This is a genomic window from Clostridium sp. C8-1-8 (assembly GCF_009928445.1).
Taxonomy (GTDB): domain Bacteria; phylum Bacillota; class Clostridia; order Clostridiales; family Clostridiaceae; genus Clostridium_AR.
In genome coordinates this window covers 374,699-390,120 of sequence record NZ_JAABNO010000002.1, presented here as the reverse complement: position 1 = coordinate 390,120, position 15,422 = coordinate 374,699, and the positions used below count along the sequence as shown (strand labels likewise).

The window sequence follows — 15,422 nt, the reverse complement described above, 5'->3', positions numbered from 1 at the left end:
CTGCCTATTAAATAATAGTGTATAATTAATTTAACGTGACAAAGTATTATGATATAATAAGACCTGATTTATATTTATGCATTAATTATAAAAAACTTAGGAGGGATTGCTTTGTTTAATGTAGCAATAGTTGGGGCAACAGGTAACGTTGGAAGAAAGTTTATTGAAATACTTGCAGAAAGAAATTTTCCAATAAAGAACCTGTACTTATTTGCATCAAAAAGATCTGCAGGTAAGACTATGAAGTTTAAAGATAGTGATTATGTGGTTGAAGAGTTATGTGATGAAAACATAAAAAATAAAGAAATTGATTTTGCATTATTTTCTGCCGGTGGTGATGCAAGCTTAGAGTTTGCTCCAAAGTTCGCAGAAATTGGTGCAGTTGCTATAGATAACAGTAGTGCATGGAGAATGGATCCAAAGGTTCCTCTAGTTGTTCCAGAGGTTAATCCAGAAGATATTGCTTGGCATACAGGAATAATAGCAAATCCTAATTGTTCTACTATACAGGCTGTAGTTGCTTTAAAACCTCTATACGATACCTATGGTATTAAGAGAATAGTATACTCAACTTATCAAGCAGTATCAGGGGCAGGTCTTCAAGGAATATTAGACCTACAAGACGGTATTAAAGGAGAAGCACCAAAAAAGTTCCCTTATCCAATCGCAGGAAACATCCTTCCTCATATTGATATCTTCACCGAAGATGGATACACAAAGGAAGAAATAAAGATGATAAAAGAAACTAGAAAAATACTTCACAATGAAGATTTAAAAGTAACAGCTACTACTGCAAGAGTTCCGGTTCTAAACAGCCATAGTGAAAGTATAAACGTAGAGCTTTTAAAGGATTTTGATATTAAAGAAGTTATTACTTTACTTGACAACTCTAAAGGCATAGTTGTATATGATGATACTAAGAGTAATAAATATCCAACACCATTACAGGTAGATGGAAAAGATGATGTCTATGTAGGAAGAATTAGAAGAGATTTTAGTATAGACAATGGGTTAAATCTATGGGTGGTTGCTGATAACATAAGAAAAGGTGCTGCTTTAAATGCAGTACAAATAGCAGAGTTAATGATAAAAAACAAATAATATATAAAAAGTGAATTACTTTTTAAATTAGTTAGACATGGAGGTATGATTATGTCTTTGTTTAAAGGATCTGGAGTTGCTATAGTTACTCCTTTTAATGAAAGTGGAGTGGACTTTAAGAAATTAGAAGAGCTTCTAGAATGGCATATAGCTAATAACACAGATGCTATAATAATATGTGGTACTACTGGTGAAGCTTCAACTATGACCGAAGCAGAAAAAAAAGAAACCATAAAGTTTACTGTGGATATTGTGAAAAAGAGAATTCCTGTAATAGCAGGTACTGGTACAAATAATACCGCCTACTCCATTGAGATGAGCAAATGGGCTGAAAGTATAGGTGTAGATGGTCTTCTAGTAATAACTCCTTATTATAATAAAACCTCTCAAAGAGGAATGATAGAACATTTCAAGGCTATAGATGTTGCTGTAAATACCCCAATAATTCTTTACAATGTTCCAGCTAGAACTAACATGAACATCAGTGCTGAGGTTCTACTAAAGCTTACTGAGCTAAAGAATGTTGTTGCAGTAAAGGAGGCAAGTGGAGATTTAAGTCAAATAGCTAAAATCAAAGCTCTTTGTGGAGATAAGATAGATATATATTCTGGAAACGATGACCAAACTATTTCTATATTATCACTAGGAGGAATAGGGGTAATATCAGTGCTTGCCAACGTTATGCCAAAGGAAGTTCATGATATGTGCGAACTATTCTTATCTGGTAAGACAAAAGAAGCTTTAGAAGTTCAAATAAGAACCTTAGATCTTGCTAATACACTATTTATTGAACCAAATCCAATTCCAGTTAAAACAGCTTTAAACTTAATGGGATGCAATGTTGGTGCTTTAAGATTACCTCTTTTTGAAATGGAAGGCTCAAATCTTGAAAAACTAACAAGCGTTTTGAAAAAGCATGATCTTGTAAAGTAATGGAGGTAATACTATGACTAGAATAATATTAAATGGCTGCTGCGGTAAGATGGGAACTGTAATATCTAATCTTGTAGAAAAAGAAGAAAATCTTCAAATAGTAGCTGGAATAGATAAATTCCCAAAGGGTGAAAGAAGCTATCCAATATTTAACGACTTAAATGAATGCAATGTAGCTTACGATGTATTACTTGATTTCTCAAGACCGGATTCATTAAGTTCCATAATAGCTTACTCAGAAAAGACTAAAAAACCAATGGTTCTATGCTCTACTGGATATACTAAGGAAGATTTAGCCTTAATAGATGAAAAGTCTAAGACTCTACCAATATTCAGATCAGCTAATATGAGTGTTGGTGTAAACCTAGTTAACATGCTTCTTAGAAAGATCTCACCGGTTCTTTATGAGAACTTCGACATTGAAGTAATAGAAAAGCACCACAATCAAAAAGTAGATGCACCTTCTGGAACAGCAGTTATGCTTGCCAATACAATAAAAGAGTCTATTGAAGAAGAAACTCATTTTGTTTACGGAAGAGAAGGCATAGCTAAGAGAGATCATAAGGAAATAGGTATACATGCTATACGCGGTGGAAGCATAGTTGGAGACCATGATGTAATATTTGCCGGTGACGGTGAAGTTATAGAAATAACTCATAAAGCTATCTCCAGAGAGGTTTTTGCTGTAGGTGCACTAAAAGCAAGTGATTATATGGGAAAGATATCAAAACCAGGACTTTATGATATGGAAGACGTTTTAAATCTTTCTTTTTAGGTAATTTTGCAAAAAGACTGAAGTGGATTATTTTATCCATCTCAGCCTTTTTTGTTTTATCTTTTTGTATTCATTAGCTAAAAGCTCTAGATTGAAACAATATGTTCTTAAAGATGTAGCATGTACTATATCTCCTTTATGAATTCCTCTATTAAGTCCAAAGCCCTTTCTAATTCCTTATCACTGTAGCAGTAAGAAATCCTCATGAAGCCTTCTCCTCCTGCTCCAAAAGCGCTACCTGGCACACAAGCAACCTTCTTCTTCTCTAAAAGAAGTTCACAAAACTCTTCTGAAGTCATATTAAACTTCTTTATTGATGGAAATATATAAAATGCACCCTTAGGAAGATTTACTTCAAAGTTCATGACTTTAAGTCTGCCATATACATAATCTCTTCTTCTAAGAAATTCTGATTTCATGTATTCAACATCGCTAAGACACTCTCTAAGTCCAACATAAGCTCCGTATTGTGATATAGAAGTAGCACAAGAAACATTGTATTGGTGAACCTTCATGAAATCATCCATAAGCTTTTTGTTAACACAGAAATACCCTAACCTAAGTCCAGTCATTGAAAATATTTTTGAAAAGCCACCTATAAATATTACTCTCTCCTTTAATTCCTGAAGCTGAGCAATTGAATGGTATTCATCATAGCATAAAGCACTATAAATCTCATCAGTTATTACCATAAGATCATATTTTAGTATAAGATCCTTCAGATTATCCAACTGTGATTTCTCTAGTATTGCCCCTGTTGGATTAGTTGGGAAAGATAATAAAATGTACTTAGCGCCGCTTTTTAATATAGCTTCTTCTAAATAGTTAATATTAAGAGAAAAGTCTTCATTTAGTTTATAGTTAACTACTTCACCACCAACAAGCTTAACACCGTTTTCGTAAGCAGGGTAAGCTGGAGTAGGTATTAGTACTTTCTCCCCTCTATCTATAAGAGTAGTAAATACTGTAAAAAGAGCTTCACTTCCTCCTACTGTTATGCAAATCTCATCTTTATCATAACTTATCCCAAAGCTTTCTAGATATTTGCTTATCTCTTCTCTTAGTTCTACTAGGCCTGCATTTGACGTATATACTGTCTTGCCTTGCTCCAAAGCCTCTATCATAGCTTCCTTCACTCTTTTAGGAACAGGAAAGTCAGGCTGCCCTAGTGTAAGAGATATTGCTCCTGGCACCTTTGCTACCTTGTTAGAAAATTTTCTTATTCCTGAAAGTTCAATCTTATTTACATTACTATTCATATTAATACTCTATCCCCTCTCTAGCAACTACACCTTTTTCGTAGTAGTGCTTTATCTCCTTCATTTCTGTAACCAAATCTGCTCTTTCAATCAACTCTTTTGGAGCATTTCTGCCAGTAAGGATAATTTCCATATCCTCAGGCTTATTTTCTATAAGTTCTAAGACCTCTGAAATCTCTAAGAAATTGTTATACATAGCTGCCATTATTTCATCTAATATTAATATATCACACTTTCTTTCTTTAACCACAGCTTTAACAAAGGAAAACGCCTCTTGTATCTCTCCCTTTAACTCAAGCTTCTCTGCTTCATTTAAAGTCCAAACAAAACCTCTTCTCTTCTCAAATCTATGTATCTGAAAATTAGGAGAATGAAATTGAGCTGAATTAAGCTCTCCAGTTTTATTACTTTTTAAGAACTGAACCATAACCACCTTCATTCCATCACCGACAGCTCTAAAAGCCAATCCTAAGGCTGCAGTAGTTTTCCCCTTACCATTTCCAGTATATATTTGAACATATCCCTTTTCTAACTTTGCCACTAATTATCACTCCTGTCTCTTCTAATACGATATATCTGTAACTAATTAATATATTTTATCTGAAGCATTTACAGATTAATATTTGCATATTTTTACACAAAAACTGCATATTAATGCAATAATTTAAAACCTGCAATACTTTTTAATGTTAAAATCATTGTATTTTGGCTTCTTTTAAACTGTACCTATAATCCAAAAAACTTTCTAAAATATATACTGTGTAACTGCTTAAATTCTCAATATCGCTAGGTATAATATGCCTATAAATGGCTATTTAAAGACATTACAAAATAATGTTTTCTATTATTTAAATTAATAAACTTAATTTTAAAAGTAAAATACTATAAGTTATATTTTACTTTACATGTTGAACTTTCGCCATAATATTTTATAAAAATTGAATTTCTACCTCTAACCCCTTTCATAATTGAGTAAGTTTTATTATAATAATCTTATTGCGTAATACATATCTAAGCAATAGAGGAAAGGATGATACAATGAGTTATAATTTTACTGATCCATATGAAATAGCTAGATTTATAAAAGAATCAAAGAAATCTACTCCAGTAAAAGTATATGTAAATGGAGATTTAAAAGATAGCGAAATGAATAACATCGAATGGTATGGCTCTGACAACTTCTACGTACTTTTCGGAGAAAGTGATGACATAACAAAGGTAATTCTTGATAATAAACATAAAGTAAAGCACTTTAGAGTTGAAAATGATAGAAGAAACTCTGCAATTCCTATGTTAAACCTACTTGATATAGATGCTAGAATAGAACCAGGTGCTATAATAAGAGATAAGGTTACAATAGAAAAAAATGCAGTAATCATGATGGGTGCTGTAATAAATATAGGTGCTGAAATCGGTGAAGCTACTATGGTTGATATGAATGCTGTAGTTGGCGCTAGAGGTAAGCTTGGAAAAAGAGTTCATCTTGGAGCAGGCGCAGTTGTTGCTGGAGTTCTAGAACCGCCAAGCAAAACACCATGTATCATAGAAGATGATGTACTTATAGGAGCTAATTCTGTTATTCTTGAAGGAGTTAAGGTAGGAAAAGGATCAGTAGTTGCAGCCGGTTCAGTGGTTGTAGATGATGTTCCTCCTGGAGTTGTGGTTGCTGGTACTCCTGCGAAGATAATAAAAATAGTAGATGATAAGACTAAAGACAAGACTCAATTATTAGACGACTTAAGGAAATAAACAAATTTGTAGTTTCTAGATAGTAAAAAAGGGCGAATATTCGCCCTTTTAATATGTTATGAAATAGGTTCTAAACTGCGCCTATTTGATCATCAACTAACTCATTTTCCCCATTAACTCTTTCCATCTTAGATATTGAAACTTCGTAAGCTACTTTCTTAATCACTTCTTCTTCTGAAACTTTCTTTTGGTATTCTCTACTTTGAAGTCTTCCCCATATTCTGATATTGTCACCAACACTTAAGGTCTGACAAAATCTTGAGTTTCTACCCCATGCTATTGTGGGTATATAGTCGGACTTATTATATGCTCTATTTACAGCAAGCAGTACGTCAGCAATCTCCCTACCAAAAGGAGTTGTCCTATATACTGGCTCCTTACATATATACCCGTCTAAAAAAATTTCATTTGGGTTTTTGCTTCTCTCCTCACATGGTCTAATATCACGAGCAAAGACTGTCAATATGAGCTTATTAGCTCCATCTACAAATTTATTATAAGACCTTAATTGTCCTTCAACAATTATATCAGTACCTATACTTAAATCAAAGTTAGTAAGCAATCTTTCAGATATAGTTATATTTAACATATCTTTAGAATCACTTAATCTCATTACCTCCAAAGAAAAAGTAAGAAATTTCTCCCCATACATTTCATGGCTAAAGTCTAATTCTGAAGCAACAGTTCCTTCAAGGTAAATTTTATTATTTAACATTAAATTATCCATTTAAACCCCTCTCTCCCTTGTTTTTTAAAATTTTTATTTTTTGTAATAAAGTATAAATTAGAAAATAACTTATTTCCATTATAATACATTTCATGCCTTTTTTACAATATGTTTTTTTTCTAGTTAACCATATGTTGTTTACCATCGCTGTCAATGGTGAAATTATTCTTATAGATAAGGTCACCAACAGGTACAAATTCATAGCCTTGAGCTTTCAAATTCTTGAAAATTCTCTTTAAATTTTCAGGAGTATATTTGCCGTTATTATGAAAAAGCAAAATAGAACCTGGCTTTACATTTTTCATTACTCTTTCATATTCTTGATCTGCCCCCTGATTCTTCCAGTCTACACTATCCACATCCCACTGTATACAATAATATCCCATATTTTTAACTGTATTTATTACAGTATCATTATAAGACCCGCTTGGACATCTAAAAAGCTTTGTCTTATAACCTGTATTATTGTAAATTATATCTTCAGTCTTCTTTATTTCAGATACCATTCTATCTGTAGATATGTTAGCAAAATTAGGATGTATATAACTGTGATTTGCTATTTCGTTTCCCCCCTCCTTTATTTTTTTCAACTCCTCAACGTTTTCTTCATTTGAATTTACCCAGCCTCCCATGATAAAAAACGTACCTTTTACATTATATTCCTTCATTATGTCTAATATACTTAAAAGCTTATCATCATCAGTCCAATTGACATCAAAGGTTATAGAAATTTTTTTCTCCTTCGTGTCTACAGAATATATAGGTAAAGATTTTTTTATCATCCATGCATTTACTGCAGTAGATGCTGCTACAGTAACAACAACTAATACTAAAATTAATATTAAGATTGTTTTATACTTTCTCAAATGTATTCCTCCATAATGAAGTCTCTTTAGAATAATATTCACTTACCTACTAAATAATGACAATAAAATTTTCATAGAGAAATTAATAAGTTTTATGCTATAATATAGACATACTGGTGATTGGGAGGATAATCGTATGAATGACAACACATTAGAACTTGCTGAAAACAAGCTTCTGCTTTTATATATAATTAAATCTATTAAATATCCAATATCTAATGCACAATTAACTGAGATTGTTTTGGAAAACAGCTTTATTAATTACTTTTTCCTTCAACAGTATATAACAGAGCTTATTTCTTCTGGCTTTATAAAATACGAAGCTAGCAATGATAAGAAGCTTTTATTCATTACAGATACAGGAAAGAAAGTATTAACTTTATTTAAAGATAGGATATCTCCACAAAGACTAAGCTTAATAGATGATTATTTAAAATCAAGCATAGAAAAGATTAAAAGAGAGCTTACTATCTCAGCAGACTATACTCCAGATCAGAACAATACCTTTATAGTTAACCTTAAAGCAGTTGAGGATGATAGTTTACTCATGGATTTAAAGGTAAGTGTAGCCTCTAAGAAGCAAGCTATTGCCTTATGTAGTAAATGGAAGGAAAATCCTTCGTTAATCTATAACAACATTATTAATATACTTATTGAAGAGAATTAAATATACAAATCAATGAAAAATTCGCTAAAGCAAACCTTCTTTAGTGAATTTTTTTCGTCTTTATCTATTTATTCACTTATTTTTTACAAGTGTACTTATTCGTAATAAAATATATTTTCAAATTCTCCTCTCAAAACCCATAGAAGTGTTGATAATAGCTTTCGGATAAAAGTGGAACATCTTTAATAGATGAGATCTAATAGTTAAATATTTCATAAATTATTTTCAATTTAATATTATAACTTAATTTGGAGTAAATATGATTTTACACTATATCCGCTTCTATAAAACCTAGTAATATAGTATAATTACTAATGACAGTACTATAAAGATACTACAATTAGAGATATTACTTTAATAAATTATCAGTTATAAAGTATAATTGTTTAATCTTTTAGTCAATAAAATAACATTATGAGGGGGAGTCTCAAATGAATTCTTATAAAACAGCTGGTGTGTGTTCAAAGCAAGTAAGCTTTGACATAGTTGATAACAAAATATCTAGCGTAAACTTTGTAGGTGGATGCAATGGTAACCTAAAAGGAATATCTTCGCTTATCGAAGGTATGGAAGTTAATGAAGCTATAAAAAGACTTAAAGGAATAACTTGTGGTAATAGAGATACATCTTGCCCAGATCAATTATCAAAAGCCTTAGAGGAATATGTAGCTAGCTTATAATAATTTATAAAACTTGTAAGTAAAATGCATCAAAAGAACTTGTTTATTATTCTTTCGGTGCATTTTATTCTTTCTTTTACCAATTATCTTAAGCCTCTTCAATATCTTTCACCACTGATTCTTATAAAATATTAAATCCAAGGCTCTTCATTTTTGCTATGATTTTTAGTCAATGTAGTTCCTATGTCATATTTATCTAATTTACTACTTCATAAAAATATAGTATATTAAAACTACTAACTATTTTATATAGTAAGCGTTATAAGCAAGTTCTTATTACTCTTTTAAATAAAACTTACTAAATAACTAAAGACGGCAGTTAATTATTGTGTTGATTATTACTTTTCAGATTTTTCAGAAGATTCTTCACATATAAGTAGATAAAGAGTAAAAAAACAAGAGCTATTATGCGGAAAGGTGGTAGCAATGGAAAATTTTAAAATGCAAAACTATCCTAATCTAGAAGAGATACAGCTTTCAATTTATGATTCCGAAACAATACATTATGGCGGTAATCAGTACTGGTTTCCAAAGAAGGCTCATCAGCTTAGTGGCTGTGGCCCTGTTGCTGCAGCGAATATAACTGCATATCTTTCTAAATTAGCTCCAGATAAATTTAATAATTTGTATCCATATAAGGATATTATCAATAAAAAAGATTTTGTAGAGCATATGATTGAAGTACGTAAGTATGTAATTCCTGGGATGTTTGGACTTACTTCTGTAGAGCAATTCAGCGAAAATGTTTTGTCTTTTTCACAAAGTAGAGGTGTGTCTTTGGTCCCCCATATATTAGACGAACAAGCTACCATGGACAATGCAATAGATTTTATTTATGAAGCTTTAAATTTAAAGCTACCTATAGCAATTTTGATATTAAAGCATCCAGTTAAAGAACTTGAGGATTATACTTGGCATTGGATGACTATAACTAATCTATTGATTAACCCTAACAACAATAAACATTACATCTCTGTATCAACTTATGGTGAATTCCACCAAATTGATTTAGACTTACTATGGAATCATAGAAGGCCTAAGGATGTCATAAGATTAGCTTATTTTACTTAAAAACAAGCTGAATTTGATACAATGTTTAGGTGAACTTAAAACATTATATGTTTAGTAAAAAATTGAACTTCTACTATTGGGATATAAGTATTTTTGCTTATATCCTTTTTGTTATACAAAGGAAAATTTAGTCATTTAACACATAAAATATTTTCAAAAAACAATTCTAAATCTACATATGCCCAATTTTCAGTAATTTTTCTATCTCTGCATTTCTGAATACATATAATGAAAATCTGTCCGTCAACAAGATTATATTTTTACAGTTACTTTAAATAGTTGTTGTAAGCCCTTGAAATCATTAGGTTTAGCTAGCAAAAATTTTTATACTGTTCTAAGAAGTATAAAAAGTTTACCATAAGTCCTATTAGAAGAATCTGTATTAAGAAAAAAACTGTAACTTCCTCTTATAATTAAATTCTAAAAAAGGAATATACATTGAAGTTTTACAGAAACTAAATATATGTTGATTTATAAAAGGAGGTTTTTTAATGCCAACCATAAATATGCTCTCTTCTGCTGATAAAGTAAAAGGGCAAGGAGTTTTATCAGCTTACATTGAACAAGTAAACTTAGTAAGTACTGGTCTTATAGATAAATATATAGTAAAAGTTAATAAGTTATCCTTTTGTGATATAATGCACTATCATACTATAGATTTAAAATTTTTTTTGAGCATTCCCTTTACCAGACTTCTAGGTACTTCTGTAGCCTATGTTCATTTTGTTCCAGAAACTATAGAAGAAAGCCTAAAGCTACCCTACTTCATAAAGAAAGTTTTTTATAAATATATGATCTCTTTTTATAAAAGTGTAGATCATTTAGTAGTGGTAAACCCATATTTTATAGATGTTTTAAAACGCTACAAGATAAATGAAAGTAAAATCACCTATATACCAAACTTTGTTTCTGAAGAAAACTTTTATAGATATGATACTGAAAAAATTAATAGTATAAAAGAAAGATATAATATATCTTTGGACAAATTCGTAGTTTTAGGAGTTGGTCAAGTTCAAACTAGAAAAGGTGTTATAGACTTTATAGAAGTTGCTAAAAACTTGCCTGAAATACAATTTGTATGGGCTGGAGGATTTTCATTTGGTGCAATAACTGATGGCTATAAGGAGCTAAAGACTATTGTAGAAAATCCACCAGAAAACGTAAAATTCTTAGGTATAGTAGATAGAGGTGAAATGAATGATATTTATAATATCTGTGATTTAATGTTTCTGCCTTCATATAATGAATTATTCCCAATGTCTATACTAGAATCGATGTCGCTAAATATACCAATACTATTGAGAGACTTAGATATTTATAAAGGTATTTTATTTGATTGCTATATAAAAGGTTCTCATGTAGATGATTTTATAAAAAACATAGCTACTCTTAAAGAAAAAGGAGAAGATTATCATCATTGGTGCAAAGAGTCTTCAAAGTGTCATGAATTTTACTCTAAAGATTATGTATTAAAGCTATGGGAGAAATTCTATGATGAAATATATACTCAAAAACTAGGAAAAACCAGGAGAAAACTTAATGAAGAGTAAAATTCTTAATCTTGCTGTAGTGATCATATCAGCTTTTATCTTCATTACATTTTTTCTATTTACTAAAGGACTAAAGGCACTAATAGATGAAATAATGACTTTGAATTTTTCTTGGTTACTTACAGCCATAATCCTCATCATAGCATTTTGGATATTTGAGAGTCTTGTAATATACGTAATAACAAAGGAGTTACATCCCATAGATGATTTATTTATTAAATCTATTAGATTTCAAATAATAGGACAGTTTTTTGGTGCTATTACTCCTTTTTCCGCTGGTAGTCATCCTGCTCAACTATATGAGATGACAGAAAGTGGTATACCAATTGGTATTGCAGGCTCCATATCAATGATAAAGTTCATAATTCACCAAATAACTAATATATTAATTTTACTAATGGCATTTTTACTCAGATTTAATTACTTTTACTCAAGAGTAAACTACTTTTTATACCTATGTTTTTCAGGCCTTATTGTACATATAATAACTATGATTTTGGCTGTTCTATTTTTATTTAGCCACAAGCTTACTAAAAAGTTATTAATATTGATTTTTAAAATATTAAATAGGTTCAAACTATTAAAGAATATTGATTCTAGTTATAATAAGGTTGAAAAAGAATTAGAAAACTTCCACGAAAATGCACTGCTTATAACAAAATATAAAAAAATGTGTATGAAAGCTTCTATACTAACAATACTTCAATGGTTAGCCTTCTTTTCTATCCCTTACTGTATATATAGAAGTTTTGGATTTAATGCTGAAGATATTATTACAATGATAGCTGCACAGGTATTTTTAGTTAACTTCATGGTAATAATTCCACTTCCCGGTGCTGAAGGTGGTGCTGAAGGTGGCTTCTACTTAATCTACGGACTATTTTTTAAATCTGGAACAATAATAACAGCTATTTTTTTATGGAGACTCATAACATACTACTCTTCAATAGCTATTGGAAGTATATTAAGTTTACTCTTTCCCCATAATAGTTTGCAAAAAAATAAAACCTAGTATCTGCTAGGTTTTTTACTTTAGGAAGGTAATTCACTATTATTTTAATAATTATGTTTTATGATTAATCACATTTACTAAATCTATTTCTATGTTGGCTGTACTCTTTAAAACTCTGTAGTACTCCTCCAACACTTTATTACAGAAAATTTCACTGGAATACTCATCAGCTTTAATTAGAGCACTTTGTTTCATATTGTATCTTAAATCATGATCATTAAGAATTTTGTTTATATAATATGTATATTCTTTTCTACCTCTATAGGCAAAACCATTTTTCCCTTGTTCTATTACTCCATCGATACAAGTATCGTATTTACAAACTACAGGGCATCCACTACTAAGTGCCTCTATATATGTAAGCCCCTGTGTTTCACTAGAAGATGCTGTAACAAATATTTCAGCTATCTTATAGTATTTATAAACTTCTTCTGATCTTATCATACCAGTAAATATAACGTTTTTCTCTATGCCTTTATATGTTACCTCACACTTTAGTTTTTCTAAATATGGCCCTCCTCCTACAATTATAAGTTTTATTTTTTTATTAACCGTTATTAAATCCCTCATAAAGTCAATTATTTCACTTATATTTTTCTCTTGGCCAATTCTACCTACATACGCTATAACCCTATCGTCTTCTCTTATATTAAGATTCTTCTTTATCCTTTTCTTTTCATCGTTTAGAAGTTCTTTTTTGAATCTCTTTAAGTTTATCCCTGTAGGTATCACATTTATTGATGTGTTTACCCCATAGCTTAGCAAAGAGTCTTTTGCTTTTTGAGTAGGTGCTATTACACTATCTAAACTGTTTAAAAGCATCCTAATAAACTTTGCAGATGTATTCTTAGTTATTAACCTTCCTCCTAAAACATATCCTAAATAGTCTTCGTACATAGTATGATATGTATGAATTATAGGTATATTTAATTTATTTGATATATATTTAGAAACAAGCATCATTGAAAATTCAGTTTGAGAGTGAATAATATCAGGGTTCCATCGAATTATTTCACCTATAAGTCTATTATGTAAAGGAAACTTAATTCTAGCATCAGGATAAACACCTATGCCAATTGATTTTAAGTAATAAATATCTCCTCTAACAGTTTCTTTTCTGTCATTAGATAAAGTCAATATTTTTACTTTATGCCCTTTCAGTTTCAACTCATTATATAAATTAGTTACTGAAGCGACAACTCCATTAATCATAGGAAAATAGGTATCTGTAGTTATTAATATTTTCATAAAGCTATCCTCCTTAGATATCCAGACAGTAACTTTGGAATATAACTGCACTTGCACAATTATCATTAAGCAACCATATTAGTTAAAGCCTATAAATTAGGATATTCTAAACAATTTCATCATTAGATCATTAATTTCCTTATTATTAGCACATAAAAATAGTGTTTCCATTAATGTAAAACCAATTCATAATCTTGATTTTTTTGAAAAATTTAAATATGTAAGTGTCAGTACTTAATCGATTTAATATTTTTTCAACTTATATAATTTTCTGCTTTATGACTTCATAAAATTTTTTTAACAAACTAGCACATCGATTATTGAATAAAACCTTACAAGCTTCATATAATATAAACGTTAAAAAGAACGCTTGTTCTCATCAAAATTATCATATATAATATATTTATTAACATAAAGACGGTGATAACATGGATATAAATGAAAAACTTAGAATTCTTAGCGGTGCAGCAAAATATGATGTGTCTTGTTCCTCTTCTGGTTCAAGCCGTTCTTCAAAGAAAGGAGACTTAGGTTCTGTAGCAAGCGGAGGTATATGCCATAGCTTTACTCCTGATGGAAGATGCATCTCACTATTAAAGATACTCCTAACAAATTATTGCATTTATGATTGCGCTTACTGCATCAATAGAAAAAGCAATGATATTGAAAGAGCTGCTTTTACAGCTGATGAAGTAGTGAACCTTACTATGAATTTTTATAGAAGAAATTATATAGAGGGCTTATTTTTAAGTTCTGCTGTTTTTAATACACCTAACGCAACTATGGAGACCTTAACCAGAGTAGTTGAAAAGCTAAGGACAGAACATGGTTTTAAAGGGTATATACACTTAAAAGCCATTCCTGGAGCTGATGAAGAGCTTATAAAGAAAGCCGGTACTTTTGCAGATAGAATGAGTGTTAATCTTGAACTTCCTTCTTCTCAGTCTTTAAAGTTATTGGCACCAGATAAGACAAAAGAAAATATTTTTCAGCCTATGAAGCTTATAAAAAATGGTATCCAAATCAGTAGATCTGAGAATAAAGTATTTCGAAGAGCACCTTTATTTGTACCTGGAGGACAAAGTACTCAGCTTATAGTTGGAGCTACAAAGGAAAGCGATCTTAATATACTTAATTTATCTGAAGGCCTTTATGAAAAATATTCACTTAAAAGAGTATATTACTCAGCTTATGTTCCAGTTAATACAGGTAGAAACCTACCAGAGTTAAAGAATCCTCCCACTTTAAGGGAGCATAGACTTTATCAAGGTGACTGGCTGTTACGTGTTTATGGCTTTAAAGCTGAAGAACTTCTAACCGACAAAAATCCAAACTTTGATATTAACTTTGACCCTAAGACCTTTTGGGCTTTAAACAATATTCATCTTTTCCCAGTTGAAATCAATAAAGCTCCCTACGAAACCTTAATTAGAATTCCTGGCATAGGTATAAGAGGTGCACAAAAGATTATGAGCGCTCGTAAGATATCAGCCTTAGACTTTCAAGATTTGAAAAAGCTAGGGGTTGTATTGAAAAGAGCTCAGTATTTCATAACCTGCAAAGGAAGGTATTACGGCTCCGTTCCACTAGATGAGGAAAAGGTAAAAACTGCTTTAACCCCTAGATTTGATCTAAATATCTTAGAAAATGAAGGAGAGCAGCTAAGCTTTTTTGATAAAATAGATAAAAAATTTCTCTTACCTGATAACGTTGACTTTAATACTACAACGAATAAAATATTATTATTAAACGATAGACCAAGTTCATTAACTGGAGAACTATAG

At 30.7% G+C, this 15,422-nt stretch carries 15 protein-coding genes; 10 read left to right on the top strand and 5 right to left on the bottom strand.

Translation table 11 applies throughout. From position 1 onward, the window contains the following. The first annotated feature begins 111 nt into the window (after window positions 1-111). The 3 genes from GXK57_RS03500 to dapB are packed head-to-tail and all read left to right on the top strand — an operon-like array spanning window position 112 to window position 2,809. Window positions 112-1,101, top strand: a complete 990-nt coding sequence (locus tag GXK57_RS03500; RefSeq protein ID WP_160671474.1) for an aspartate-semialdehyde dehydrogenase — start codon at window positions 112-114, stop codon at window positions 1,099-1,101. Window positions 1,102-1,152: 51 nt separating this feature from the next. Then, on the top strand, window positions 1,153-2,034 hold the full coding sequence (gene dapA / locus GXK57_RS03495) for a 4-hydroxy-tetrahydrodipicolinate synthase (protein WP_160671471.1): 882 nt from the start codon (window positions 1,153-1,155) through the stop codon (window positions 2,032-2,034). A 13-nt stretch (window positions 2,035-2,047) separates the two neighbouring features. After that, entirely contained in the window at window positions 2,048-2,809 is a 762-nt protein-coding gene (gene dapB / locus GXK57_RS03490; RefSeq protein WP_160671469.1) for a 4-hydroxy-tetrahydrodipicolinate reductase, read from the top strand. Window positions 2,810-2,934: 125 nt separating this feature from the next. Here the strand turns inward: dapB and GXK57_RS03485 are convergent, their stop codons facing one another. Beyond that, entirely contained in the window at window positions 2,935-4,068 is a 1,134-nt protein-coding gene (locus GXK57_RS03485) for an aminotransferase class I/II-fold pyridoxal phosphate-dependent enzyme (protein ID WP_160671466.1), read from the bottom strand. A gap of 1 nt (window position 4,069) precedes the next feature. Beyond that, window positions 4,070-4,609 carry a cob(I)yrinic acid a,c-diamide adenosyltransferase gene (cobO, locus tag GXK57_RS03480; RefSeq protein ID WP_160671463.1) on the bottom strand — a complete coding sequence of 180 codons (540 nt, stop codon included), beginning with the start codon at window positions 4,607-4,609 and terminating at the stop codon, window positions 4,070-4,072. Window positions 4,610-5,106: 497 nt separating this feature from the next. Between cobO and dapD the strand changes: the two genes are divergently transcribed. Beyond that, window positions 5,107-5,817, top strand: a complete 711-nt coding sequence (dapD, locus tag GXK57_RS03475) for a 2,3,4,5-tetrahydropyridine-2,6-dicarboxylate N-acetyltransferase (protein ID WP_128212751.1) — start codon at window positions 5,107-5,109, stop codon at window positions 5,815-5,817. A gap of 70 nt (window positions 5,818-5,887) precedes the next feature. Here the strand turns inward: dapD and GXK57_RS03470 are convergent, their stop codons facing one another. Together GXK57_RS03470 and GXK57_RS03465 are read right to left on the bottom strand one after the other, a co-directional pair. Then, window positions 5,888-6,544 carry a single-stranded DNA-binding protein gene (locus GXK57_RS03470; RefSeq protein ID WP_128212750.1) on the bottom strand — a complete coding sequence of 219 codons (657 nt, stop codon included), beginning with the start codon at window positions 6,542-6,544 and terminating at the stop codon, window positions 5,888-5,890. A gap of 119 nt (window positions 6,545-6,663) precedes the next feature. Continuing rightward, window positions 6,664-7,416, bottom strand: a complete 753-nt coding sequence (locus tag GXK57_RS03465; protein ID WP_128215960.1) for a polysaccharide deacetylase family protein — start codon at window positions 7,414-7,416, stop codon at window positions 6,664-6,666. Window positions 7,417-7,546: 130 nt separating this feature from the next. Here GXK57_RS03465 and GXK57_RS03460 point away from each other — a divergent pair, with 130 nt between their 5' ends. The 5 genes from GXK57_RS03460 (at window position 7,547) to GXK57_RS03440 (ending at window position 12,390) form a co-directional block, all read left to right on the top strand. Then, entirely contained in the window at window positions 7,547-8,077 is a 531-nt protein-coding gene (locus GXK57_RS03460; RefSeq protein ID WP_160671460.1) for a DUF4364 family protein, read from the top strand. Between the two features lie 431 nt (window positions 8,078-8,508). Continuing rightward, window positions 8,509-8,757, top strand: a complete 249-nt coding sequence (locus GXK57_RS03455; protein ID WP_160671457.1) for a TIGR03905 family TSCPD domain-containing protein — start codon at window positions 8,509-8,511, stop codon at window positions 8,755-8,757. A 426-nt stretch (window positions 8,758-9,183) separates the two neighbouring features. After that, window positions 9,184-9,828, top strand: coding sequence for a hypothetical protein (locus tag GXK57_RS03450; RefSeq protein ID WP_160671454.1), 645 nt, complete (start codon window positions 9,184-9,186; stop codon window positions 9,826-9,828). A gap of 491 nt (window positions 9,829-10,319) precedes the next feature. Further along, window positions 10,320-11,378 (top strand): glycosyltransferase family 4 protein, encoded by a 1,059-nt coding sequence (locus GXK57_RS03445; RefSeq protein WP_160671451.1) that lies wholly within the window; start codon window positions 10,320-10,322, stop codon window positions 11,376-11,378. Beyond that, window positions 11,368-12,390, top strand: coding sequence for a lysylphosphatidylglycerol synthase transmembrane domain-containing protein (locus GXK57_RS03440; protein WP_160671448.1), 1,023 nt, complete (start codon window positions 11,368-11,370; stop codon window positions 12,388-12,390). Before GXK57_RS03445 ends, GXK57_RS03440 begins: the two co-directional genes overlap by 11 nt. A gap of 51 nt (window positions 12,391-12,441) precedes the next feature. Here the strand turns inward: GXK57_RS03440 and GXK57_RS03435 are convergent, their stop codons facing one another. Next, entirely contained in the window at window positions 12,442-13,638 is a 1,197-nt protein-coding gene (locus GXK57_RS03435) for a glycosyltransferase family 4 protein (protein WP_160671445.1), read from the bottom strand. Between the two features lie 428 nt (window positions 13,639-14,066). On the opposite strand from GXK57_RS03435, the gene GXK57_RS03430 reads away from it, so the two are divergent. Continuing rightward, on the top strand, window positions 14,067-15,422 hold the full coding sequence (locus tag GXK57_RS03430) for a putative DNA modification/repair radical SAM protein (protein WP_160671442.1): 1,356 nt from the start codon (window positions 14,067-14,069) through the stop codon (window positions 15,420-15,422).

What these genes read in the sequence shown, in the direction of transcription:
- GXK57_RS03435 (WP_160671445.1), bottom strand. Translation starts at nt 13,638, where the DNA reads ATGAAAATATTAATAACTACAGATACCTATTTTCCTATGATTAATGGA.
- GXK57_RS03455 (WP_160671457.1), top strand. Translation starts at nt 8,509, where the DNA reads ATGAATTCTTATAAAACAGCTGGTGTGTGTTCAAAGCAAGTAAGCTTT.
- dapB (WP_160671469.1), top strand. Translation starts at nt 2,048, where the DNA reads ATGACTAGAATAATATTAAATGGCTGCTGCGGTAAGATGGGAACTGTA.
- GXK57_RS03450 (WP_160671454.1), top strand. Translation starts at nt 9,184, where the DNA reads ATGGAAAATTTTAAAATGCAAAACTATCCTAATCTAGAAGAGATACAG.
- GXK57_RS03460 (WP_160671460.1), top strand. Translation starts at nt 7,547, where the DNA reads ATGAATGACAACACATTAGAACTTGCTGAAAACAAGCTTCTGCTTTTA.
- GXK57_RS03470 (WP_128212750.1), bottom strand. Translation starts at nt 6,544, where the DNA reads ATGGATAATTTAATGTTAAATAATAAAATTTACCTTGAAGGAACTGTT.
- dapA (WP_160671471.1), top strand. Translation starts at nt 1,153, where the DNA reads ATGTCTTTGTTTAAAGGATCTGGAGTTGCTATAGTTACTCCTTTTAAT.
- GXK57_RS03430 (WP_160671442.1), top strand. Translation starts at nt 14,067, where the DNA reads ATGGATATAAATGAAAAACTTAGAATTCTTAGCGGTGCAGCAAAATAT.
- GXK57_RS03440 (WP_160671448.1), top strand. Translation starts at nt 11,368, where the DNA reads ATGAAGAGTAAAATTCTTAATCTTGCTGTAGTGATCATATCAGCTTTT.
- GXK57_RS03445 (WP_160671451.1), top strand. Translation starts at nt 10,320, where the DNA reads ATGCCAACCATAAATATGCTCTCTTCTGCTGATAAAGTAAAAGGGCAA.
- dapD (WP_128212751.1), top strand. Translation starts at nt 5,107, where the DNA reads ATGAGTTATAATTTTACTGATCCATATGAAATAGCTAGATTTATAAAA.
- GXK57_RS03485 (WP_160671466.1), bottom strand. Translation starts at nt 4,068, where the DNA reads ATGAATAGTAATGTAAATAAGATTGAACTTTCAGGAATAAGAAAATTT.